21 protein-coding genes are annotated in these 24616 nt (G+C 42.6%); 16 read left to right on the plus strand and 5 right to left on the minus strand.

Going from position 1 to position 24616, the window contains the following annotated elements:
* Window positions 1-35 precede the first annotated feature (35 nt).
* The 4 genes from cobI (at window position 36) to NKF87_RS04390 (ending at window position 4580) form a co-directional block, all read left to right on the plus strand.
* Complete coding sequence (gene cobI / locus NKF87_RS04375; RefSeq protein ID WP_117597125.1) at window positions 36-737, plus strand: precorrin-2 C(20)-methyltransferase; 702 nt, start codon at window positions 36-38, stop codon at window positions 735-737.
* Between the two features lie 64 nt (window positions 738-801).
* Window positions 802-2655 (plus strand): excinuclease ABC subunit UvrC, encoded by a 1854-nt coding sequence (gene uvrC, locus NKF87_RS04380; protein ID WP_117597127.1) that lies wholly within the window; start codon window positions 802-804, stop codon window positions 2653-2655.
* A gap of 50 nt (window positions 2656-2705) precedes the next feature.
* Entirely contained in the window at window positions 2706-3635 is a 930-nt protein-coding gene (gene hprK, locus NKF87_RS04385; RefSeq protein WP_055281409.1) for an HPr(Ser) kinase/phosphatase, read from the plus strand.
* Between the two features lie 12 nt (window positions 3636-3647).
* Window positions 3648-4580: an ROK family glucokinase gene (locus tag NKF87_RS04390; protein ID WP_117597129.1), complete on the plus strand. Its 933-nt coding sequence runs from the start codon at window positions 3648-3650 to the stop codon at window positions 4578-4580.
* 93 nt (window positions 4581-4673) lie between these two features.
* Here the strand turns inward: NKF87_RS04390 and NKF87_RS04395 are convergent, their stop codons facing one another.
* Window positions 4674-7349, minus strand: a complete 2676-nt coding sequence (locus NKF87_RS04395) for a transglycosylase domain-containing protein (RefSeq protein WP_253584060.1) — start codon at window positions 7347-7349, stop codon at window positions 4674-4676.
* A gap of 152 nt (window positions 7350-7501) precedes the next feature.
* Here NKF87_RS04395 and NKF87_RS04400 point away from each other — a divergent pair, with 152 nt between their 5' ends.
* Window positions 7502-8155: a YigZ family protein gene (locus NKF87_RS04400; protein ID WP_055281416.1), complete on the plus strand. Its 654-nt coding sequence runs from the start codon at window positions 7502-7504 to the stop codon at window positions 8153-8155.
* Between the two features lie 114 nt (window positions 8156-8269).
* On the opposite strand, the gene hpf is transcribed toward NKF87_RS04400, so the two are convergent.
* Complete coding sequence (gene hpf / locus NKF87_RS04405) at window positions 8270-8806, minus strand: ribosome hibernation-promoting factor, HPF/YfiA family (protein ID WP_006426234.1); 537 nt, start codon at window positions 8804-8806, stop codon at window positions 8270-8272.
* 134 nt (window positions 8807-8940) lie between these two features.
* Window positions 8941-9552 (minus strand): hypothetical protein, encoded by a 612-nt coding sequence (locus NKF87_RS04410; protein ID WP_022415036.1) that lies wholly within the window; start codon window positions 9550-9552, stop codon window positions 8941-8943.
* Between the two features lie 98 nt (window positions 9553-9650).
* Between NKF87_RS04410 and NKF87_RS04415 the strand changes: the two genes are divergently transcribed.
* Entirely contained in the window at window positions 9651-9806 is a 156-nt protein-coding gene (locus tag NKF87_RS04415) for a hypothetical protein (RefSeq protein ID WP_161143381.1), read from the plus strand.
* 17 nt (window positions 9807-9823) lie between these two features.
* On the opposite strand, the gene typA is transcribed toward NKF87_RS04415, so the two are convergent.
* Entirely contained in the window at window positions 9824-11647 is a 1824-nt protein-coding gene (gene typA, locus NKF87_RS04420; RefSeq protein WP_006426231.1) for a translational GTPase TypA, read from the minus strand.
* A 157-nt stretch (window positions 11648-11804) separates the two neighbouring features.
* Here typA and NKF87_RS04425 point away from each other — a divergent pair, with 157 nt between their 5' ends.
* The 10 genes from NKF87_RS04425 (at window position 11805) to NKF87_RS04470 (ending at window position 24074) form a co-directional block, all read left to right on the plus strand.
* Entirely contained in the window at window positions 11805-12440 is a 636-nt protein-coding gene (locus NKF87_RS04425; RefSeq protein WP_028088254.1) for a single-stranded DNA-binding protein, read from the plus strand.
* Window positions 12441-12530: 90 nt separating this feature from the next.
* Window positions 12531-13421 carry a 4-hydroxy-tetrahydrodipicolinate synthase gene (gene dapA / locus NKF87_RS04430; protein WP_117597135.1) on the plus strand — a complete coding sequence of 297 codons (891 nt, stop codon included), beginning with the start codon at window positions 12531-12533 and terminating at the stop codon, window positions 13419-13421.
* Window positions 13422-13514: 93 nt separating this feature from the next.
* Entirely contained in the window at window positions 13515-14273 is a 759-nt protein-coding gene (gene dapB / locus NKF87_RS04435; protein WP_055281420.1) for a 4-hydroxy-tetrahydrodipicolinate reductase, read from the plus strand.
* A gap of 125 nt (window positions 14274-14398) precedes the next feature.
* Entirely contained in the window at window positions 14399-16351 is a 1953-nt protein-coding gene (locus NKF87_RS04440; protein WP_055281422.1) for a fructose-1,6-bisphosphatase, read from the plus strand.
* Window positions 16352-16477: 126 nt separating this feature from the next.
* Window positions 16478-16726, plus strand: a complete 249-nt coding sequence (locus tag NKF87_RS04445) for a hypothetical protein (RefSeq protein ID WP_253584062.1) — start codon at window positions 16478-16480, stop codon at window positions 16724-16726.
* 178 nt (window positions 16727-16904) lie between these two features.
* On the plus strand, window positions 16905-17672 hold the full coding sequence (gene hisA / locus NKF87_RS04450; RefSeq protein ID WP_117597139.1) for a phosphoribosylformimino-5-aminoimidazole carboxamide ribotide isomerase: 768 nt from the start codon (window positions 16905-16907) through the stop codon (window positions 17670-17672).
* Between the two features lie 157 nt (window positions 17673-17829).
* Window positions 17830-20397: a preprotein translocase subunit SecA gene (gene secA, locus NKF87_RS04455; RefSeq protein WP_055281428.1), complete on the plus strand. Its 2568-nt coding sequence runs from the start codon at window positions 17830-17832 to the stop codon at window positions 20395-20397.
* Between the two features lie 96 nt (window positions 20398-20493).
* Window positions 20494-21601, plus strand: a protein-coding gene (gene prfB, locus NKF87_RS04460) for a peptide chain release factor 2 (RefSeq protein ID WP_117597141.1) whose coding sequence is annotated in 2 segments (ribosomal slippage) — window positions 20494-20568 and window positions 20570-21601 — 1107 coding nt in all. Because the reading frame shifts where the segments join, the coding sequence is not laid out codon by codon here.
* Window positions 21602-21614: 13 nt separating this feature from the next.
* Window positions 21615-22838 (plus strand): homoserine dehydrogenase, encoded by a 1224-nt coding sequence (locus NKF87_RS04465; RefSeq protein ID WP_055281432.1) that lies wholly within the window; start codon window positions 21615-21617, stop codon window positions 22836-22838.
* 27 nt (window positions 22839-22865) lie between these two features.
* Window positions 22866-24074 carry an aspartate kinase gene (locus tag NKF87_RS04470; protein WP_055281434.1) on the plus strand — a complete coding sequence of 403 codons (1209 nt, stop codon included), beginning with the start codon at window positions 22866-22868 and terminating at the stop codon, window positions 24072-24074.
* A gap of 28 nt (window positions 24075-24102) precedes the next feature.
* Here the strand turns inward: NKF87_RS04470 and NKF87_RS04475 are convergent, their stop codons facing one another.
* Entirely contained in the window at window positions 24103-24510 is a 408-nt protein-coding gene (locus NKF87_RS04475) for a helix-turn-helix domain-containing protein (RefSeq protein WP_055281436.1), read from the minus strand.
* Window positions 24511-24616: the final 106 nt, after the last annotated feature.

Consider the following 24616-nt stretch of genomic DNA (forward strand, 5'->3'; position numbering starts at 1 on the left):
AATAGGCAGGATGAGAGTATTCTGGAGGAAAGAGTATGAAGGGAAGATTATTCGGAGTTGGAGTCGGACCAGGAGATCCGGAACTTATGACATATAAAGCAGTGCGTATCATAAAGGAATGCCAAGTGCTCGCAGTGCCTGCGAGAGGCAGGAAACATGCGGTCAGCTACAGGATTGCAGCGGAGATGATAGAGAACATGGAAGAAAAAGAATTCCTGGATCTGGATACGCCGATGACAAAGGACAGACAGATTCTGGATCGAAATTATGAAAATGCAGCAGGGAGAATTATAGAAGAACTGGAAAAAGGGAAGGATGTAGCATATCTGACGCTGGGAGATCCGACAATCTATTCGACTTATATGTACATCCACCGCATAATAAAAGCAAAAGGGTATGAGACAACGATCATCAGCGGAATTCCGTCCTTTTGTGCTGCAGCGGCGAGAATGGATGACAGTCTTGTTGACCGGGCAGAAGAACTTCATGTAATCCCATCCAGCTATGGGATGGAAGCGGCACTAAACTATTCCGGTACAAAGATTCTGATGAAGTCCGCATCCGGAATAAGTGAAGTAAAGAGGACTCTGGAAGAAAAAGACGGAAATGTGAATGTAAAGATGATAGAAAACTGTGGAATGCCAGAGGAGCGGATCTATGAAAGAATAGAAGATGTTCCGGAGCAGGCAGGCTATTATTCTTTATTGATTGTAAAAGAGTCGGAAAAAGAGCGATAACAGGATTCAAAAAATCAGAGAAGATGTTTAGAATTAGAAAATAGAAAATATACAGGAGACGTATATGGAGAATTTTAACATACAGGAGGAACTGAAGAAGCTGCCTGGAAAACCGGGTGTATACCTGATGCACGATGAAAAGGATGCAATCATCTATGTCGGAAAGGCAATCAGCCTTAAGAACCGTGTCCGTCAGTATTTTCAGAGCAGCAGGAATAAAGGTGCCAAGATAGAACAGATGGTGACACATATTTCCAGATTTGAATACATTGTGACAGATTCTGAATTGGAAGCACTGGTGTTGGAGTGTAATCTGATAAAGGAACACAGACCGAAGTATAATACTATGCTGATGGATGACAAGAGTTATCCGTTTATAAAAGTTACAGTAAATGAGCCGTTTCCGAGGGTTATGCTGGCAAGACAGATGAAGAAGGACAAGGCAAAATATTTTGGGCCTTATACCAGTGCAGGTGCAGTGAAAGATACGATAGAATTGATCCGTAAGCTTTATCATATCCGCAGCTGTAACCGTTCGCTGCCAAAAGACATAGGGAAAGAGAGACCTTGTCTGAATTATCATATCCATCAGTGCCAGGCACCATGCCAGGGATACATTTCTCAGGAAGAGTATCGGAAATCCATAGACGAAGTTGTACGTTTCCTGAATGGACATTATGATCTGGTGTTAAAAGAACTGGAAGAAAAGATGATGGCAGCATCGGATAGTCTGGAGTTCGAAAAAGCAATTGAATACAGAGAACTGCTTACAAGTGTACAGAAGGTTGCTCAGAAGCAGAAAATTACAGATACGGCAGGAGATGACAGAGATATCATTGCAATGGCTTCTGAGGGAGAAGATGCAGTTGTGCAGGTATTCTTTATTCGAAGCGGAAGACTGATCGGACGGGATCATTTTTATCTGAAGAGCGCAGAAAATGATACGGAAGGCGAGATATTGTCAAGCTTTATCAAGCAGTTCTATGCAGGTACACCATATATTCCTGCGGAACTGATGCTGCCGGAAGAGATTGAAGATCAGGATATCATTGAAGAATGGCTGACGGCAAGGAGAGAACGCAGAGTACATCTTCGCATTCCGAAGAAGGGAACGAAGGAAAAACTGGTAGAACTGGCACAAAAGAATGCGCAGATGGTGTTAAAGAATGACAGAGAACGTCTGAAACGTGAAGAGGGAAGAACGATCGGTGCAGTGAAAGAACTGGAAAAGATACTGGGACTAAAAGGCATCATACGCATGGAGGCATATGATATTTCCAATACGAACGGATTCGATTCTGTCGGATCGATGGTAGTCTATGAACATGGGAAACCAAAACGGAACGATTACCGCAAATTCAAAATTAAAACTGTGCAGGGTCCGGATGATTATGCCAGTATGAATGAAGTACTGACCAGAAGATTCGGGCATGGATTGCGTGAACAGCAGGAAGAAAGTGAAACCGGAGGCTTTCAGATATTTCCGGATCTGATCATGATGGACGGAGGACGGGGGCAGGTGAATATAGCACTGGAAGTACTGGAAAAGCTTCATCTGCATATTCCGGTGTGTGGAATGGTAAAAGATGACAATCACAGAACGAGAGGACTGTATTTTAATAATACTGAACTTCCGATTGACCGCAACTCGGAATGTTTCCGGCTGATTACCAGGATACAGGACGAAGCGCACCGTTTTGCAATTACATTTCACAGACAATTGCGCAGCAAGGGGCAGGTGCATTCTGTGCTGGACGATATTCCGGGAGTCGGCCCTGCAAGAAGAAAAGATCTGATGCGGTGCTTTGAGAATATTGATGCAATCCGTAATACAACAGTAGAAGAGTTAAAAGAACTGCCAAGTATGAATGAAAAATCTGCACAGGAAGTATATAAATTTTTTCACCAGAATCATTAAGTATGGTATAATAATTAAAGAGATTTTTAATGCGTGTGAGGTAGAAGAATATGGCGAATAAAGTTGAATTAAAAACACTTGTTGAAAAAATGAATCTTAAAAATTTAACACCGGATGTAGATTTGTCTGATAAAGATGTAGAGATACCAGATATTAACAGACCGGCACTGCAGCTTACAGGATTTTTTGAACATTTTGATTCAGAACGTGTACAGATCATTGGTTATGTAGAATATACATTTCTGGAGAAGATGACAGATGAAGATAAGAAAAAGCGGATTTATGAGACACTGCTTTCTTATAAGATCCCTTGCCTGATCTTCTGCAGGAATCTTCCACCGGAAAAGATGCTTCTGGAGATGGCAGAAAAGGCAAATATCCCTGTATTCCAGACAGAGAAGAAGACATCGGAATTTACAGCAGAGATTATCCGATGGCTGAATGTGGAACTTGCACCATGCATTTCTATTCATGGTGTGCTGGTTGATGTATACGGTGTTGGTGTGCTGATCATGGGTGAAAGTGGAATCGGTAAGAGTGAAGCCGCACTGGAACTGATCAAGCGTGGACACCGTCTTGTCAGTGATGATGTCGTAGAGATCCGCAGAGTCAGTGATGAGACACTGGTTGGATCGGCACCGGATATCACAAGACATTTCATTGAATTGCGTGGTATCGGTATTGTAGATGTAAAAGCATTGTTCGGTGTACTGAGTGTCAGGGAGACACAGAATATTGATCTTGTTATCACGCTTGAAGAGTGGAATAAGAACAAAGAATATGACCGTCTCGGACTGGAAGAAGAGTATACAGAATTCCTTGGAAATAAAGTGGTGTGTCATCATCTTCCAATACGTCCTGGACGTAATCTGGCGATTATTGTTGAGACAGCGGCCGTTAACCACAGACAGAAACAGATGGGATATAATGCAGCACAGGAACTGTACAAGCGTGTACAGCAGAATCTAACAAAAAAATAGGAGAGTAGCAAAATGAAATATTGTTTTGGTGTAGATATCGGGGGAACAACAGTAAAATTAGGTTTGTTTACGACCGATGGGGAGATTGTAGATAAGTGGGAGATTAAGACCCGTACAGAGAATCAGGGAGAGGCAGTTCTTCCGGATATCGCAGAGGCGTTAAAGGAAAAGCTTGAAGAAAAGAAGATCGGCAGAGATGAGGTGGAAGGAATCGGAGTCGGAGTTCCGGCACCGGTGAATGCAGAAGGTGTGGTACAGAACACTGCAAACCTCGGATGGGGATATAAAGAAGTAAAAAGAGAGATGGAAGAGCTTTCCGGTATGAGAGCCGAGATCGGTAATGATGCCAATGTAGCCGCACTTGGAGAAATGTGGCTGGGAGCCGGCAAAGGACGCAAAAATATCGTTATGGTAACGCTTGGAACAGGTGTAGGTGGTGGAATTATCATTGATGGAAAACCATTGGTAGGAGCGCATGGTGCCGGTGGTGAGATTGGGCATCTCTGTGTGAATTATGAAGAGACAGATCATTGCGGATGTGGTAATACCGGATGTCTGGAGCAATATGCATCAGCCACAGGAATTACCAGACTGGCGAATATCCGTCTTGCCAAAGATGATGCCAAGTCAGTATTAAGAGAGCAGGAAGTCAGTGCAAAGACTGTATTTGATGCAGTGAAAGCCGGAGATGCAGTGGCAAAAGAGATTGCAGAAGAATTTGGAAAATATCTCGGACATGCAATGGCTAATTTGGCAGCAGTGGTAGATCCGTCAGCAATTGTGATTGGCGGGGGTGTATCCAAAGCAGGTGAAGTACTGATAGAGTATGTGGAAAAGAACTTTAAAGAGAGAGCTTTTTTTGCTAACAAAGATACCGAATTTGTCCTTGCGACATTAGGGAATGATGCAGGAATCTGTGGAGCTGCTAAATTAATTCTTTCATAAAGGATATTGGAAAAAATGAGATTGATTTTACAATCAAAAAAATATGTATAAAAAATGCGGGATGGTTTTAACTATCCCGCATTTTTCTATATATTACTGAGGTGTAGTACCGCCGGTTGAGCCACCGGTTGTATCGCTGCCGGTTGAACCACCTGTAGTACCGCCGGTTGAACCGCCGGTTGAACCACCTGTAGTACCGCCGGTTGAACCGCCGGTTGAACCACCGGTTGAGCCGCCCGTTGTAGTACTACCGGTTGAGCCGCCCGTTGTAGTACCGCCGGTTGTATCGCCGCCGGTTGCTGTGTTACCGGTTGTATTGCCGGCCGTTGAATTACTGCCGTTTTCTCTATTGGAATCGCCGGAAGTATTAGCAGTAGAATTGCTGTCGTCTTCTGTGGAAGAGTTCGATTTGCTTCCGTATGAATATCCATGTCCGGAACATGTTTCGGTAGGCAGTGTGTCTTTTGCAAAATATTCTGTAATAGACGGGCATCCGCTTCCTGCGAGTTTTCCTGTAATTGTACAGATGCTTTTACGTTCAACGGAAGAAGGAACTTTGAAATCTTTTTCTTCCAGATTCTCGTGAATACGGCTCATGATACCTTTCCAGAGTCTGAAACGGAAACTTGTGTCATAATCACATTCCTTGTTGTCATCATATCCTCCCCATACGGCACAGGTATAATATGGTGTAAATCCACAGAACCATAAGTCTTTGTTGGAAGTTGTGGTACCAGTTTTACCGGCTACCGGCATATTAGGAAGCTGGCATGCAGTACCGGTACCGGAATTGACGACATCTTCCATTGCGCTGGTGAGAAGGTATGCTGTACTGTCTTTGAGTACGGTATGTGATTCGCCGGTACCATCCAGAAGGACATTGCCATCATGGTCAACTACTTTGCTGTAAAGCGTTGGTTTATTATATTCGCCGCCGTTGGCAATCGTTGCATATGCTGCACACATTTCGTAATTGTAGACACCTTCTGTGATACCACCAAGAGCAAGAGTCTGGGAAGTGCTGTCATCGAACACTTTTCCATTGATCGTCTTATTTTTTACAAGAGTACTGATTCCGAATTTCTGACAATACTCATAGCCTAATTCCTGAGTGATCTCATCACTTAATTTTACAGCTACTACGTTGATGGAACGTTTGATACCTTCACGGAGAGTTGTAGTACCGCCATATTGCTTATTGGCATTTCTTAAAACCTGTCCGTTTTTCAGTGTATATGGTTCATCATCAATTGTTGTTGCAAGAGTTTTGTCACAGGAATCTAATGCCGGTGCATAAGCCGCAAGAATCTTGAATGTAGATCCCGGCTGTCTCTTAGAACCCTGGTAGGCTCTGTTAAGACCAAGGCTGGAAGCTTTTTCTCCACGTCCGCCGACCATTGCTTTGATCTGTCCGGTCTTCTGATCCATGATCGTGATAGAAGACTGTGGCTGCGGAGTGATCGTGATACGTTCATCATAAGTATCTCCCTCCCTGGCAATTGTTGCTTTCCATTCTTCGACCATTGCTCTGGCAGCATCTTCGCTGGAATATAAAAGTCCCTGATCTTTTCCGTAAGTTTCTTTTACATAATTCTTGATGTTATTGCTGCCATAATTTTCCGTTGATCCATCGGCACGGGTTACAGTCAGTGCATAATCCAGACCATATTCTTTCAGTCCCGGATAATTGGAATCATCATTGGCTTCTTCATCGCAGATCTGCTGCATGGTTTGATTCTGTGTAGAATAAATACTAAGACCGCCGCTGTAAACAGCATTATAAGCCTGCGTATCAGTATAACCAAGCTGGTCTTTCAGATCCTGAATAACTTGCTGGGCAAGTGCATCAACAAAATAACTATAGGTATTATCTGCCTGAGAAGCAGTATTGGTTGTCTGGATCCGCGCATATACATCATCGGCAAGTGCTTCATCATATTGTTTCTGGCTGATATAATCCTGTTCCAGCATATTCTTTAATACTTTATTGCGTCTTACTTTATTGTTATCCGGATGAGTGATCGGATCATAAGTACTTGGACTTTGTGTGATTCCGGCAATGACTGCACATTCAGATAAGGTCAGATCAGATACATCTTTTCCGAAATAACGCTGCGATGCAGCCTGAACCCCGAGACAGTTCTGCCCAAGATTGATCGTATTCAGATAACTTTCAATGATCTCGCTTTTATCCATTTTCTTTTCAATCTGTAAAGCAAGATACTGTTCCTGGATCTTACGCTGGAATTTGTCATAAAACGTTTTTTCTTTGGTAAAGTTCGGGAACACATTGTTCTTGATCAGCTGCTGTGTAAGAGTACTGGCACCTTCAGTGAAATTACCACCTCTTGCAATGCCGACTACTGCAGCACGGGCAATACCCTGCAAATCTATACCGTTGTGTTTGTAAAAACGTTCATCTTCAATCGCAACAAAAGCATGCTGCAGATCTTTTGGTATCTCATCAACGGATTTGTATACCCTGTTAGAACCGGAAGATACAAATCGTTCAATCTCTGTGCTGCCGTCATCGGCGTAGACGAAAGTGGTAAATCCTTTCGGTTTAACGTCAGATGCGGAGACATGAGGAGTATCATCAATGATCTTTTTTATAAAAAGACCGCCGCCGGCTACTCCGACTACTGCTGCAAGAACAATACAGATCAGTAATGCTTTGAATAAACGGACAACGATACGTTTTCCCTGCATCGTAGATTTGGACGTTATTTTTTTCTGCCTTTTCGCAGCCTTTTTCTTTCCATAATTCATGCGTTTAGGCCTCCTTTATACCAGGTTATTATAGCAAATGTACACTCTTTTATAAAGAAAAAAATGAAAACTTCATATTAGACTAGGAAAATCTTAAGAAATTAGGTATTATATTATGTATAAATTTACAAATTATACGAAAGGACGACAAAATGTTACCAGAATACAGAACCATCTATCAGGGCGGAGAAGATGAGATTGTAGAAAAAAAATCAAGATTTATCGCAACTGTAATACCGGTGGAGAATGAAGAAGAAGCACTGGAATTTATAGAAAAGACAAAAAAGAAATACTGGGATGCCAGACATAACTGTTTTGCATATGTGATCGGAGAGAGAGGACAGCTTCAGCGCTGCAGTGATGACGGAGAGCCGAACGGAACAGCCGGAAAACCAATGTTGGATGTATTGCTTGGAAATGAACTGAGGAATGTGGCTGTGGTTGTGACACGTTATTTTGGCGGTACACTGCTTGGGACAGGAGGGCTGGTTCGGGCTTATTCACAAGCTGTGAAAGCCGGTCTGCGGGCATCGGTCGTGATAACGAAGATTCTGGGTGTGAAACTTCATATAGAGACAGATTATACAACATTCGGTAAGATCCAGTACATTCTGGCCCAGAGAGAGCTGAAAATACTGGATACGGTATATACGGATAAAGTAGAATTGGAAGTACTGATCCCGAAGACGGAACTGGAACAGGTGATGCATGCAATTACGGAAGGGACGAACGCACAGGCAGATATGACACCGAAAGAAGAGTGTTATTATGCTGAGATTGACGGTGTGCCAACGGTTTTGGAATAATTGCTTTGATGGTTTCTGGTGCATACAGGAAATAAAAAAGAGACGGCATGATAGGCTGCCGTCTCTTTTTTGCATCCTGCATTACAGGTATTGTGTTGCATTTTATATAGAATTTTAAGAAAATTCTGGTTCGATCAATCCAAATGTTCCGTTCTTACGTCTATATACAACATTTACTTCGTCAGACTCTGCGTTACAGAATACATAAAAATCATGTCCGAGAAGTTCCATCTGAACACACGCATCTTCCGGATACATAGGTTTAAATCCGAATTTTTTGGTACGTACGATTTTAATCTCGCCGTCATCTTCAATATTATCTTCGGCGTCAAAGAATTCCTGTTTGAAGTTACCGCCTTCCTGTTCACGTGCTACCAGTTTATTTTTATATTTACGAAGTTGACGTTCGATGACTTCTTCTACAAGATCAATCGATACATACATATCAGAACTTTCCTGTTCGGAACGAACCAGACCACCCTTTACAGGAATTGTTACTTCAATTTTCTGATGTCCTTTCTGTACACTTAAGGTTACGTGAATCTCTGTATTCGGAGTAAAGTACCTTCCTAACTTTCCTAACTTGCTTTCTACGGCCTCTCTTAAGCCTGGTGTTACATCGATGTTCTTTCCAATAATAATAAATTTCATGATGCCCAACTCCTTTGCGACATAATTTCAAATAATTGCACGTTATACAATCATCAAATAAATGAATTATAATCTGACAATTGTTACTCGAACCGGCAATCTATCTGATATGTGTAGTATAACATGTTTGGCCGCTAATGTATAGCACGAATTACCTGAATTCTTGAAATTTTTCCATCATGAAGTTTGGCAACCCGCAGACCGCAATCGTGGAAGTAATAACATGCACCAACACGGGGCGTGATATTCTGTTCTTCGAGATGCCGCAGCAGTACATTGGAAAGGGTATCATCTGCTTCATGCGGAATGCTCACGCTGAGAATCTTGTTGACAACTTTAGCCTTGGTTGAAGCACGGAATACCGTTTCGTCTGCTATGTCGAATTCTGAGAATAAGAATTTTCTGGTTGCAAATAAGACTGCGATGGAACAGACGCCGATCAGACTGCTGTAGATGGAAGTGTGGTCCATAATGATGTGTCTTGCAATCGCAAAAAGCAGAACCTCAAATACGGTACTCGGAGAGTGCGAATACATCATACGGATCAATTCGACACCGATGATCAGATTAAAACAAACCTCGAGAAGATCATCGTAATTCGGATAGGTGTTCAGATTCGGAATATACTGAAGTGAACATACCATACGAAGGCAAAGCAGTATGATACCGATCGCAAGCATAAATGCAATCACATATTCCAGAATTGCGGCCACCTGTTTGAGAAGGTGAGAAATCAGTTCTTTCATTCGTGGATTCCTTTCTTTTATATAGATTTTCGCTGTAATTCCAGTATAAGTGAAAAAAAGATATTTGCCAATATCCCAAAGAAAGATATCATATCAAAATGAAGAACAATGGAGAAGAAAAATTTTTAGTAATGTGTGCTGCAGATGAGAACAAAAAAGCGGCAGAAAATAAAATATATAAATTGTCAGGTTTTCGTGAACAAAAACTGTTTTATATATTTTATTTTCTGCCGCTTTCGTGCGGTCAGTTATAACCGTAAATGTTTATTCATTAGCGATTTACACGTTTTCTCATCTTAGGATCCAGAATCTTTTTACGAATACGGAGTGATTCCGGAGTAACCTCCAGAAGTTCATCTGTATCGATGAAGTCGATTGCCTGCTCCAGACTGAGGACCGTCGGAGGTGTCAGACGAAGTGCATCATCTGCGCTGGAAGAACGAGTATTGGTAAGATGCTTGGTCTTACATACATTTACTTCGATATCATCTGTTTTTGCATTTTCACCGATGACCATACCGGAATAAACTTTTTCACCGGCACCGATGAAGAGTGTTCCACGCTCCTGAGCACTGTACAGACCATAAGTTACAGACTCACCGGTCTCGTATGCAATCAGAGATCCCTGTTTACGATACTGGATATCTCCCTTATATGGAGCGTATCCGTCGAATGCAGTGTTCATGATACCATTTCCCTTTGTGTCTGTCAGGAAATCACCACGGTAACCGATCAGACCACGGGATGGGATACGGAACTCAAGACGTGTATATCCACCATTGGCAGCACCCATTGTCTGTAATTCACCTTTTCTCTGGCTCAGTTTATCAATAACGACACCAGTGTATTCATCAGGTACATCAATGTAAGCAATCTCCATTGGCTCAAGAAGTTTACCATTCTCGTCTTTGTGATACAGAACCTCAGCTTTGCTGACTGCGAATTCATATCCTTCACGTCTCATATTCTCGATTAGAACGGAAAGGTGAAGTTCACCACGTCCGGATACTTTGAATGCGTCCATGTTTTCGGTATCTTCAACACGAAGGCTGACATCTGTGTTCAGTTCGCGCATCAGACGATCACGTAAGTGACGGGAAGTTACATATTTTCCTTCCTGTCCGGCAAACGGACTGTCATTTACAACGAAATCCATAGAGATTGTTGGTTCAGAAATCTTCTGGAACGGAATTGGTGTCGGATTTTCAGGTGAGCAGAGTGTATCACCGATGGAAATGTCAGAGATACCTGAAATTGCCACGATTGCACCGATAGATGCTTCTTTTACTTCTACTTTCTGCAGACCGTCAAATTCATATAATTTACTGATCTTAACTTTCTTCTGTTTGTCAGGATCATGATGGTTGACAACAACCATGTCCTGGTTAACTGCGATCGTACCGTTATCTACTTTACCAACACCGATACGTCCAACATATTCATTATAGTCGATCGTACTGATCAGAACCTGAGTCGGAGCTTCCGGATCACCTTCTGGTGCAGGAATATAATCCAGAATGGTCTCAAACAGAGGCTTCATGTCTTTCATTTCATCCGAAATCTCAAGTGCAGCCACACCATTCTTAGCGGATGCGTATACGAATGGGCAGTCTAACTGTTCATCAGAAGCACCAAGGTCAATGAGCAGTTCCAGAACTTCATCGATAACTTCTTCGGCTCTTGCTTCCGGACGGTCAATCTTATTGATACATACGATGACCGGAAGTTTTAACTCCATTGCCTTGCGGAGTACAAATTTGGTCTGCGGCATAGCACCCTCGAACGCATCAACAACGAGGATAACACCATTAACCATTTTAAGGACACGTTCTACTTCGCCGCCGAAATCAGCATGTCCCGGAGTATCTATAATATTGATTTTTACACCGTTATAGGTGACGGCAGTATTCTTGGAGAGGATCGTGATTCCACGTTCTCTTTCGATATCGTTAGAGTCCATGACACGTTCTGCTACTTCCTGATTTTCACGGAATACACCGCTTTGCTTTAATAATTCATCTACTAATGTTGTCTTACCATGGTCAACATGGGCAATAATCGCGATATTACGTACATCTTCACGTTTTGTCTTCATTACGAATCTTCCTTTTCTCTACCTATTATTATCTGCAACCACATTAGTTTATCACATTTTTTGAAATTTACAAGTATTTAGTTCTAAAATGCTGATTTGATTCATAGACTTTGTAATGACTTAAAATACGATCCAGAGGAAGGGAGATTACAAAATTATGTCAGATAAGATGATTGAGAACAACCAGGTAACTATGATGGGAGAAATCGTATCCCCGTTTTTATTCAGCCATGAAGTATTCGGAGAAGGCTTTTATATGGTAGAAGTGGATGTGAAAAGACTCAGTAATTCCAAAGACAGGATACCGCTGATGATTTCAGAACGTCTGATAGATGTTTCGAAAGATTATACAGGGGAATTTATTATGGTAAACGGACAATTCCGGTCTTACAACAGGCACGAAGAGATGAAAAACAGATTGATTCTTTCTGTTTTTGTCAGAGAACTCTTTTTTATTGAAGAAGAGCTTGACGGGGCAAAGACGAATCAAATCTTACTGGATGGATATATCTGTAAACAGCCGGTATATAGAAAAACACCGCTGGGAAGGGAAATCGCAGATCTGTTGCTGGCAGTGAACAGACCGTACGGGAAATCCGATTACATTCCATGTATCTGCTGGGGAAGGAATGCCAGATTCGCTTCTGCATTTGAAGTTGGGGAGCACGTGCAGGTGGTTGGAAGAATTCAGAGCCGTGAATATACGAAGAAGATCACAGAAACAGAAACACAGAAAAGAGTTGCCTACGAGGTATCGGTCAGCAAGCTGGAATGTATGGATGAGCCGGTGTAAAGGATGAATTTTCGATAAGGGTTCGGATTGACATCATATTTAATTGATGATAGAATTTCATTAGATTATATGAAAGTCAGGAGGATCACTATGGCTATTTTTACAGGAGCCGGCGTGGCAATAGTCACACCATTTAATGAAGATGGAAGTATTAACTATGACAGGCTTGATGAGTTGATCGAGTTTCATTGTGCACATAAAACAGACAGCATTGTAATCTGTGGTACAACAGGAGAGTCTGCTACCATGACAGAAGAAGAACACATGCAGTGTGTGAAATTCACAATCGACCGTGTGAATAAGAGAGTTCCGGTTATCGCGGGAACAGGTTCCAATTGTACACGTACTGCAATAGACATGTCAAAAGAAGCTTCCGAGTATGGAGCAGACGGTCTGCTTCTGGTTACACCTTATTACAATAAAGCAACGCAGAACGGACTTATCGGACATTTCAGTGCGGTAGCAAAAGAAGTGAAAGCACCGATCATTATGTACAGTGTTGCCAGCAGAACAGGCTGTAATATTGAACCTGCAACAGTTGCAAGACTGGTAAAAGATGTAGATAATATCGTGGGCATCAAAGAAGCATCAGGAAATATCTCACAGGTTGCAAAGATCATGAACCTGACAGACGGTAATGTTGACCTCTATTCAGGAAATGATGATCAGATCGTGCCGGTATTATCACTTGGAGGAAAAGGTGTGATCTCTGTACTGTCGAATGTGGCACCGGATGCAGCACATGACATTTGTGAGAAGTATTTTGAAGGGGATGTGAAAGGAAGTGCAGAACTTCAGCTGAAAGCACTCCCTCTGATCGATCAGTTATTCTGTGAAGTGAATCCAATCCCGGTTAAGAAAGCAATGCAGCTGATGGGAATCGACTGTGGCCCGCTTCGCATGCCGCTTACAGAGATATCCCCTGAACATGAGAAGAATCTTGCTCAGGCAATGAAAGATTTCGGTATTCAGTTAGTATAATAAAAAGACAGAAGGATATCATACGTCTATGGTATCCTTTGTTTTTACCGGCATACGCCCGGAAGAAGCATGTATACAGAGGAGGACAAGAATATGGTAAAAGCAATTATGCATGGATGTAACGGACATATGGGACGTGTTATTACAGATATTATCAAGAACACAGAAGGAATTGAACTTGTAGCAGGTATTGATAAATACACCAAAGTGCCAAATGAGTACCCTGTATTTGAGAACATTGGTGCGTGCGATGTGGAAGCGGACGTTATCATTGATTTTTCGAATGCAGCGGCAGCAGATGAATTGTTGGGTTATTGCGTGGAGAAGCAGGTGCCGGTCGTACTTTGTACAACAGGACTTTCAGAAGAGCAGCTTGCAAAGGTGGAAGAATCTGCAAAGAAAGTTGCAGTTTTAAAATCTGCAAATATGTCACTTGGAATCAACCTGCTTCTGAAGATCTTGCAGGATGCTACTAAGGTACTTTCACCGGCAGGATATGATATCGAACTGGTAGAGAAGCACCATAATCAGAAGCTGGATGCACCAAGCGGTACTGCACTTGCACTGGCTGATTCTATCAATGAAGCAGCGGATAATCAGTATCATTATGTATATGATAGAAGCCAGGTGCGCCAGAAACGCGACGGAAAAGAAATCGGAATTTCAGCTGTACGCGGAGGAACGATCGTTGGAGATCATGAGGTGCTTTTTGCAGGGCAGGATGAAGTGATCGAGTTCAAACATACAGCGTATTCCAAAGCGGTATTTGGAAAAGGAGCAGTGGAGGCTGCAAAGTTCCTGGCAGGAAAACCGGCCGGAAGATATGATATGTCAGATGTGATCCAGTTCTAAAATGTGATATGATATAAGATATTGGAATCTAAAGTCCCATCTATGATGCCGGTGGATTGTTCTGTGCTTTGTGCTCACACAATCCCGGCATCTTAAAAAAATAAAGGGGAGACCGGGAGGTAATTATGAGACAATTGGAGGAACGTTATCTGGAAAGACTTTCTCAACTGTATCCGACCATCGCCAAAGCTTCTACAGAGATCATCAATCTGCAGGCAATCTTAAATCTGCCAAAGGGTACAGAACATTTTCTGACGGACATTCATGGGGAATACGAGGCATTCGCACATGTTTTAAAGAATGGCTCTGGTTCTGTGCGCCGTAAAATTGATGATGTATTCGGTAATACTTTGAGTAGCAGGGACAAACAGACGCTTGCTACTCTTATTTATTATCCGAAAGAGAAGATGGACCGGATCAAGAAGACGGAAAAGAATATGGAAGACTGGTATAAGATCACACTATATCGCCTGATCGAAATCTGCAAAAGAACCGCCAGCAAGTATACCAGATCAAAGGTCAGAAAAGCATTGCCCGCAGATTTTGCATATGTGATTGAAGAGCTGATCACGGAGAAAAAGGATATGACGGATAAAGAGTCTTACTATAATGCAATCGTAAGCACGATCATCCGTATCGGAAGGGCAGAGAAATTTATTATTGCCATGAGTGAACTGATCCAACGGCTGACGGTAGACCATCTGCATATTGTGGGGGATATTTATGACAGAGGACCGGGACCGCATATTATCATGGACAAGCTGATGGACTATCATTCGGTAGATATCCAGTGGGGCAACCATGATGTCCTGTGGATGGGTGCGGCAGCCGGGCAGAGAGGATGTATTGCCAATGTGATCCGTATCTGTGCGAGATATGGAAATCTGGACATTCTGGAAGAAGGATATGGAATCAATCTGCTTCCGCTGGCAACATTTGCCATGAATACATATCGGGATGATCCGTGCGAATGTTTCAAATTAAAAGGCAGTCCGAATTACAGTGCAAGTGAGATGCTGCTGGATGTGAAGATGCACAAAGCGATTTCGGTGATCCAGTTCAAGGTAGAAGGGCAGATTATCAAGAAAAATCCGGGATTTAAACTGGATAAACGCAATCTCCTGCATCATATTGACTATGAAAAGGGTACAATTGAACTGGATGGGAAAGAATATAAAATGCTGGATTCGAATTTCCCGACAATTGACCCGAAAAAGCCATATGCACTTACCAAAGAAGAAGAGGATATTATGGAGCGTTTGGAAAGGGCATTTGAAAACTGTGAAAAATTACAGAGCCATATGCATTTCCTGTTGAACAAAGGCGGATTATATAAAGTGTATAATGGAAATCTGTTATATCATGGCTGTGTACCATTAAAAGAAGATGGCAATCTGAAGAGTGTGAGGATTTTCGGTCATACATATAAGGGGAAAGGTCTCTATGAAGTCCTTGAAAGTTATGTAAGAAAAGGATTCTATGCTATGGATTCTAAGGAAAAAGAACGTGGAAAAGACATTATGTGGTATATCTGGCTGAGCGAGAATTCACCACTGTTCGGTAAAGACAAGATGGCGACGTTCGAACGTTATTTCCTGGCAGAAAAAGAGACACATAAAGAGAAGAAAAATCCATATTATCTGTTGCTGGAAGATGAAAAGGTAATCTGCCATATACTGAAAGAATTCGGACTGGAAAATGAAGATGCGCATATTATCAACGGTCATGTACCGGTAAAATGCAAAGATGGGGAAAAACCGATCAAGTGCGGCGGAAAAGTTCTGGTGATCGATGGTGGATTTTCGAGAGCGTATCAGAAAGAAACAGGTATTGCAGGATATACATTGATTTACAATTCTTATGGACTGATCCTGGCTGCGCATGAGCCGTTTGAATCTACAGAAGCGGCCATTGAGAAGGAAAGTGATATACATTCAGACAGTACCGTAGTTAAACGGACATTGGAACGTAAAAAAGTGGAAGATACCGATGTGGGAAGACATCTGAAAGAACAGATCGCAGATTTGGAAGTGCTCCTTGCAGCATACAGAAGTGGTGTGATAGCAGAGAGACTGTAGAAATGTAAAAAAATACCAGTATCAGCAGCATACGGATTTTGTATATATTTTCAAAAAATGCAGATATTACTGATGACAGGTAATACTTGATGGCAGATGAAAAATATACGAAAGGAAGATTGTACAATGAAACAATGGAAAAAAATGCTGCTGATATTAATGTGTGCAGGAGCAATGTTGGGGCTGACCGGCTGTGGAAATAATACAAATAATACAGATGATAACGCAGTAAATGAAGTGGAAGATGGTGTAGAAGACGGTGTGGATGACATCGTAGATGATCTGGATCCGGACGATACGGAAAAAAACGATACGGAAAAAAACGATACAGGAAAAAATGATACAGGAAAAAATGATACGGATAATACCAGATAGGAAAAGGGACACCTGATTGCTGCAAGGTAAGACAAAAAGTACAAAACAAGGATGCCGGGGTGAAGGAAAAATATCCTTCCGGCATCCTTCGTTGTTGTCCGGGGCATTCGCGGCAAACTGGACGGCTGTACTTTAGTGTGGTAAAATGGTTGAAAACGCAAAAAGGAGATAAACATTTATGAAATTCAGACCATGCATTGATATACATAACGGAAAAGTAAAACAGATTGTCGGAGGGAGCCTTCGGGATCAGGGAGACCAGGCGGAAGAGAATTTCGCGGCAGATCAGGGAGCCGATTATTTTGCGGAAATGTATAAAAAAGACGGACTGAAAGGGGGACATGTCATTCTCCTGAATCCGGCATCGTCGGAATATTACGGACAGACAAAAAAACAGGCATTAAAGGCATTGCATGCGTATCCGGGAGGATTACAGATCGGAGGCGGAATTACGGCAGACAATGCTTCGGAATATATCCGGGCAGGAGCAAGCCATGTGATTGTGACTTCTTATGTATTCAAAAATGGTGAAATCTACTGGGATAATCTGAAAAAATTATGTATGGCAGTGGGAAAAGAACATGTGGTTCTGGATCTGAGCTGCAGGAAGAAGGACGGAAGATATTATATCGTAACTGACCGCTGGCAGACATTTACCAATGTGGAGCTTGGAACGAAGATCCTTGGCAGACTGTCCGGTTATTGCGACGAATTTCTGGTACATGGTGTGGATGTGGAAGGGAAAGCTTCCGGAATAGAACAGGAGCTGATAGAGATCCTGAAGCAGGCAGACATTCCGGTGACTTATGCAGGAGGTATCGGAAGTATGGAGGATCTGGAACAGATACGCAGAACCGGAAACGGAAAGGTTGATTTTACGATTGGAAGTGCGCTTGATCTCTTTGGTGGCAGGATTCCGTATGAAGTGATAAAAGAATATCATTAATGTGCCATGCGGAATCAAAAAGTAATCCCCTATAAACAGGTCGTAAATAAAGTGTTAACACTTTATAAATCAGTTGAATTGAGGTATGGATAGTGATAAAATAATGGATAAAGTGGTCGTTTCGCGGCCTTAAAGAGAAATAAGGAGTATACATCGAATGAATATTATACAGAAAATATTTGGAACTCACAGTCAGAATGAGTTGAAAAGAGTATATCCGATCGCAGATGCGGTTATGGCACTGGATGAAGATATGCAGCGGCTTTCAGATGAAGAATTGAAAGCAAAGACAAAAGAATTTAAGGACCGTCTGGAAAATGGCGAGACTTTAGATGATATTCTCCCGGAGGCTTATGCAGTAGTGAGAGAAGCGGCAAGCCGTGTGTTGGGAATGAAGCATTACCGCGTACAGATCATCGGTGGAATCATCCTGCATCAGGGTCGTATTGCAGAGATGAAAACCGGTGAAGGTAAGACACTGGTCGCAACTCTGCCGTCTTATCTGAATGCACTGGAAGGAAAAGGCGTACATGTTGTAACTGTCAATGATTATCTGGCAAAACGTGATGCAGAATGGATGGGACAGGTACATGAATTCCTCGGACTGACTGTAGGTGTGGTACTGAACAGCATGGATAATGATGAGAGACGTGCCGCATATGATTGTGACATCACATATGTGACAAATAACGAACTCGGATTTGATTATCTGAGAGATAACATGGTTATTTATAAAGAACAGCTTGTGCAGAGAGGGTTGAACTATGCACTGATCGATGAGGTCGATTCCGTACTGATTGATGAGGCGAGGACACCACTTATCATTTCCGGACAGAGCGAGAAATCTACAAAGCTTTACGAAGCATGTGATATACTTGCACGTCAGCTGGAACGTGGTGAGGCAAGCGGAGAATTCACCAAGATGAATGCCATCATGGGTGAGGACATTGAAGAAACAGGAGATTTCATTGTTAATGAAAAGGAGAAGAATATCAACCTTACCGAAGATGGTGTAAAGAAAGTTGAAAAGTTCTTCCATATCGATAACCTTGCAGATTCGGATAATCTGGAGATCCAGCACAATATTATTCTTGCATTACGTGCACACAATCTGATGTTCCGTGACAAGGATTATGTAGTAAAAGATGATGAAGTGCTGATCGTGGATGAATTTACCGGACGTATCATGCCGGGACGCCGTTATTCGGACGGACTGCATCAGGCAATCGAAGCAAAAGAACATGTAAAGGTTAAGCGGGAAAGCAAGACACTGGCAACTATTACATTCCAAAATCTGTTCAATAAATATACGAAAAAGTCAGGTATGACAGGTACAGCTCTGACGGAAGAAAAAGAATTTCGTGAAATTTACGGAATGGATGTTATTGAGATTCCGACAAACGTGCCTGTAAAGCGTCAGGATCTGGAAGATGCAGTGTATAAGACACAGAAAGAAAAGTTCAGAGCTGTGTGCGATGCAATTGAAGAGGCGCACGCAAAACACCAGCCGGTACTGGTTGGTACGATCACGATCGACAATTCGGAACTGTTAAGTGGTATGTTAAAGCGCCGCGGCATCAAACACAACGTACTGAATGCCAAGTTCCATGAACTGGAAGCTGAAATCGTTGCACAGGCAGGTATCCATGATGCGGTAACCATCGCAACAAACATGGCAGGCCGTGGTACGGATATCAAACTGGATGATGAAGCAAGGGCGGCCGGAGGTCTTAAGATCATCGGAACCGAGCGGCATGAATCCAGACGTATCGATAACCAGCTGCGTGGACGTTCCGGACGTCAGGGGGATCCGGGAGAATCCAGATTCTACATTTCCCTGGAAGATGATCTGATGAGACTGTTCGGATCGGAAAGACTGATGAATGTGTTCAATACACTTGGTGTGGAAGACGGCGAGCAGATCGAGCATAAGATGCTTTCCAGTGCGATTGAAAAAGCACAGGAAAAGATCGAGAGCAACAACTTCGGAATCCGTAAAAATCTGCTGGAATATGACCAGGTAATGAACGAACAGAGAGAGATTATTTACGAAGAAAGACGCCATGTGCTGGATGGAGATAACATGCGCGATTCTATCTTCCACATGATGAATGATTATGTGGAAAACGCGGTAGACATGGTAACCAGTCCGGATCAGGATTATGATGAGTGGAATCTGACAGAATTGAATCTGACGATCCGGAATACGATTCCGATGGAAGTGATCACGGAAGAAGATGTCAAAGATATCAGTCAGACGGAACTGAAGCATATGCTGAAAGAACGTGCGGCAAAGGTTTACGAGGCGAAAGAATCAGAATTTCCGGAGCCGGAGCATATGCGTGAGATTGAGCGTGTCGTTCTCCTGAAAGTGATCGACGCAAAATGGATGGATCATATCGATGATATGGATCAGTTGCGTCAGGGAATCGGTCTTCAGGCTTACGGTCAGAGAGATCCAAAGGTTGAGTACAAGATGATCGGATACGAGATGTTTGATGAGATGACAAGAAGCATTGAGGAAGATACGGTACGTACGATCCTGCATGTCAAACTGGAACAGAAGGTAGAAAGAGAACAGGTTGCAAAAGTAACCGGAACGAACAAGGATGATACAGGAGTACGTGAGCCGAAGAAACGTGCCGAAAAGAAAGTATATCCAAACGATCCATGCCCGTGCGGAAGCGGAAAGAAATACAAACAGTGCTGCGGACGGAAGAATTAATTTCAGAATGCAGACGTATATGATATGAGATGACGGCGGCAGGGATAACCCGGCTGCCGGATAAAGAAGAATATAAGAAAAGAAAGAGGTGGAAATGTGGTTGAATTAGATCAGTTCAAAACAATAATGAACGCTTATGAAGAACCTCTTGCCGAAATGAGGGATTCACTTTGACGTTGCAGGGAAAGAGCGGAGAATCGAAGAACTGGAACGAAAGATAGAAGAACCTGGATTCTGGGATAATCCGGAAGAATCACAGGAACTGATGAAAGAATTGAAGAATCTGAAAGAACTTGTGGAGACAATCCATAATCTCTACAGTTCTTATGAAGATATCGGTCTTTTGATCGAGATGGGATATGAAGATGAAGATCCGGAGATGGTAAAAGAACTAGAGGAAGAGATCCATACATTTGAAGAAGTGTTTGAAAAGTTGAAGATCCAGACACTGTTGTCAGGCGAATATGATTCCTGCAATGCGATCATGACGATACATGCCGGAGCCGGCGGAACAGAATCCTGTGACTGGGCAGGTATGCTTTACCGTATGTACAGCCGATGGGCAGAGAGAAAGGGATTCACACTTCAGGTGCTGGATTTCCTGGACGGAGATATCGCCGGAATTAAAGCAGTTACATTTGAAGTGAATGGTGAGAATGCCTATGGCTATCTGAAATCAGAAAAAGGTGTCCACAGGCTGGTGCGTATTTCACCGTTTAATGCGGCAGGAAAACGCCAGACATCTTTTGCATCGTGCGATGTACTGCCGGATCTGAAAGATGATATCGATATTGAGATTGCAGATGATGATCTGAAGATTGATACATACCGCGCAAGTGGTGCCGGAGGACAGCATGTAAATAAGACGTCTTCCGCAATACGTATTACGCATCTGCCAACCGGAATTGTGGTACAGTGTCAGAATGAACGGTCACAGCATCACAACAAAGAAAAAGCAATGCAGATGTTAAAAGCAAAGCTGCAACTCATGAAAGAGCAGGAGCAGGCTGAAAAAGTATCAGATATCCGGGGTGAAGTGAAAGATATCGGATTTGGCAATCAGATCAGGTCTTATGTTATGCAGCCATATACACTGGTGAAAGACCATCGTACAAATGAGGAAAACAGTAATGTAAATGCCGTAATGGATGGTGATATTGATTCGTTTATCAATGCATACCTGAAGAAGATTGCGAACGGCTAAAGGGAGGGAATATATGATCAATATAGCAGTAATGGGCTACGGGACAGTGGGTTCCGGAGTGGTAGAAGTCATCAATACCAACGGGGCACGTATCAATCAGAGAATCGGTGAAGAACTGAATATCAAATATGTGCTGGACATGAAAGATTTCCCGGGAGATCCGGTGCAGGACAAGATCATACATGATTTCGAGACGATCGTATCAGATGAAGAGGTACAGATTGTTGTGGAAGTGATGGGTGGTATCGAACCGGCGTATACATTTGTAAAACGCTGCCTGCAGGCCGGAAAGAGTGTGGCAACATCAAATAAGGCACTGGTGGCAAAGCACGGAGCAGAGCTGCTTTCCATTGCAGCGGAACATAATATTAATTTCCTGTTTGAGGCAAGTGTCGGAGGGGGTATTCCAATCATCCGTCCGCTGAATTCTTCTCTGACTGCAGACGAGATCGAGGAGATCACCGGAATCTTAAACGGAACGACAAATTATATGCTGTCAAAGATGTTTTACGAAGGGGCAGATTATGATACCGTCCTGAAAGAAGCACAGGCAAATGGATATGCGGAAAGAAATCCGGAAGCTGATGTAGAAGGTTACGATGCCTGCAGAAAGATCGCAATCCTGTCATCCCTGATCTCGGGACAGCAGGTCGATTTTGAAGATATCTACTGTGAGGGAATCACAGAGATTACGGTAGAAGATATGAAATATGCAAAGGCAATGGGAACAACGATCAAGCTGCTGGCGTCCAGCAGACGTTATGCGGGCAACAGACTGCATGCGATCGTAGCACCATGTATGTTATATCCGGATCATCCGCTCTACAATGTCAATGATGTATTTAATGCAATCTTTGTGCATGGAAATGTACTGGGAGATGCGATGTTCTATGGAAGCGGGGCAGGAAAACTTCCGACTGCAAGCGCCGTAGTTGCAGATGTGGTAGACGAAGCAAAACATCTGAACCGTAATATTATGACAATGTGGAAAGAAGAAAAGCTCCAACTGGAAGATAAGGCGGATTCTAAGAGAAGATTCTTTGTGAGAATTAAGGGAGATAAAGAAAAACTGATTCCACAGCTGAAAGAATCATACGGAGAGATTGAAGTCGTAAACGTTCCGGAACTGGAAGATGAATTTGGATTCGTAACACCTGTTATGATGGAAGGTGATTATGAGACCAGATCAAAACTTTACAAAGAGCAGATCGTACATATGATCCGTATCCAGGATTAATCAGATTGGTCTGTCACAGGAGGAAACATGTTAATAGTTAAGAAATTTGGCGGCAGTTCTGTTGCCAATAAAGACAGGATATTTAATGTTGCAAAACGCTGCATTGAAGATTACAGGGCCGGACATGACGTGGTGGTTGTACTTTCTGCAATGGGAGATACTACAGATGAACTGATCGCACTGGCGAATACGATCAATCCGGACGCAAAAAAAAGAGAACTGGATATGCTGCTTACTACAGGAGAACAGGTGTCGGTATCCCTGATGGCTATGGCAATGCAGGCACTGGATGTACCTGCTGTATCCCTGAATGCTTTTCAGGTTATGATGCACTCCACATCCCGTTACGGGAATGCTAGATTTAAAAGAGTAGACACCGAACGCATCATGCATGAACTGGATTCCAGAAAGATCGTGATCGTAACCGGATTCCAGGGAGTCAATAAATATGACGATATCACAACACTCGGAAGAGGCGGTTCCGATACAACAGCCGTTGCACTGGCGGCGGTACTTCATGCTGATAAATGCGAAATCTACACAGACGTAGACGGTGTGTTCACCGCAGACCCGAGAGTTGTAAAAACTGCAAAAAAACTGGATGCGGTTACTTATGATGAGATGCTGGAACTTGCAAGCCTCGGCGCAAAAGTTCTTCACAACCGTTCTGTGGAAATGGCAAAAAAATATAATGTGGAATTAGTGGTGCGGTCCAGCCTGAACCGTTCAGAAGGTACCGTAGTCAAGGAGGGTTCAAATATGGAAAAATTACTGGTTACAGGTGTGGCTGCAGATAAAGATACAGTCAGAATCTCTGTTATCGGATTAGAGGATAAGCCGGGGACGGCATTTGCTGTATTTAATACACTGGCTGCAAATAATATTAACGTAGATATCATTCTTCAGTCTGTCGGAAGAGAAGGAACAAAAGACATTTCCTTTACGGTTGCATCTGAGGATCTGCAACATGCGATTGAAGTACTGAATGCGAATAAAGAAAGACTTACGATCCAGGATATCACATGGAATGAAAAGGTTGCAAAGCTTTCCATCGTTGGAGCCGGAATGATGAGTAATCCGGGAGTAGCTGCGAAGATGTTTGAATCATTATACAATTCCAGAGTCAATATCAATATGATCTCCACATCCGAGATCCGTATTACGGTACTGATTCCGGAAGAAGATATTGAAAAAGCAATGAATGCAGTTCATGATGGATTTGGACTGGGAGCCTGAGAAAAAGTCGGGAAAAAAGGAAAGACAATTATTTATCTGAGTGAAGAAAACCGGTAGCGAGTTTACGCTTCTCATCGGAAGAAGAACGGAATGCGAATACAAGATCCACTTCTTCTTCGGTGAGATAGATGTAGTTACCGGTATTTTTTTCGATTCCCTGCATATAAGGAGTAACCGTCTCGCGCATGCCGGAAGGATATTCTGATCCGGGAATAAAATGTTCGGCTTCGAGATCACAGAGGATAAGCTGATCCATAGTAACGTGAAAATGTGCAGCAAAAGAAGCCAGATAACCAAGATCCGGCGTACGTGTACTGGTTTCATAATTGCTGCAGGCCTGACGGCTGATATTGAAGATATCAGCAATATCATCCTGCTTTAGACCAGATATGGTTCTGAGATAGAATAAGTTTTTGGCCAGTTGCAGATTTGCCATGTTAAACCTCCACAAGTTACATATTGCTGTTAGTATAACAATCTGACCATAAAATAGATATGATATGCAACAAGACGTGACAAAACATAAAAAAGCAACAAAATGT

It is taken from the genome of Dorea longicatena, from assembly GCF_024168045.1.
In the GTDB taxonomy this organism is placed as follows: Bacteria; Bacillota; Clostridia; order Lachnospirales; family Lachnospiraceae; genus Dorea_A.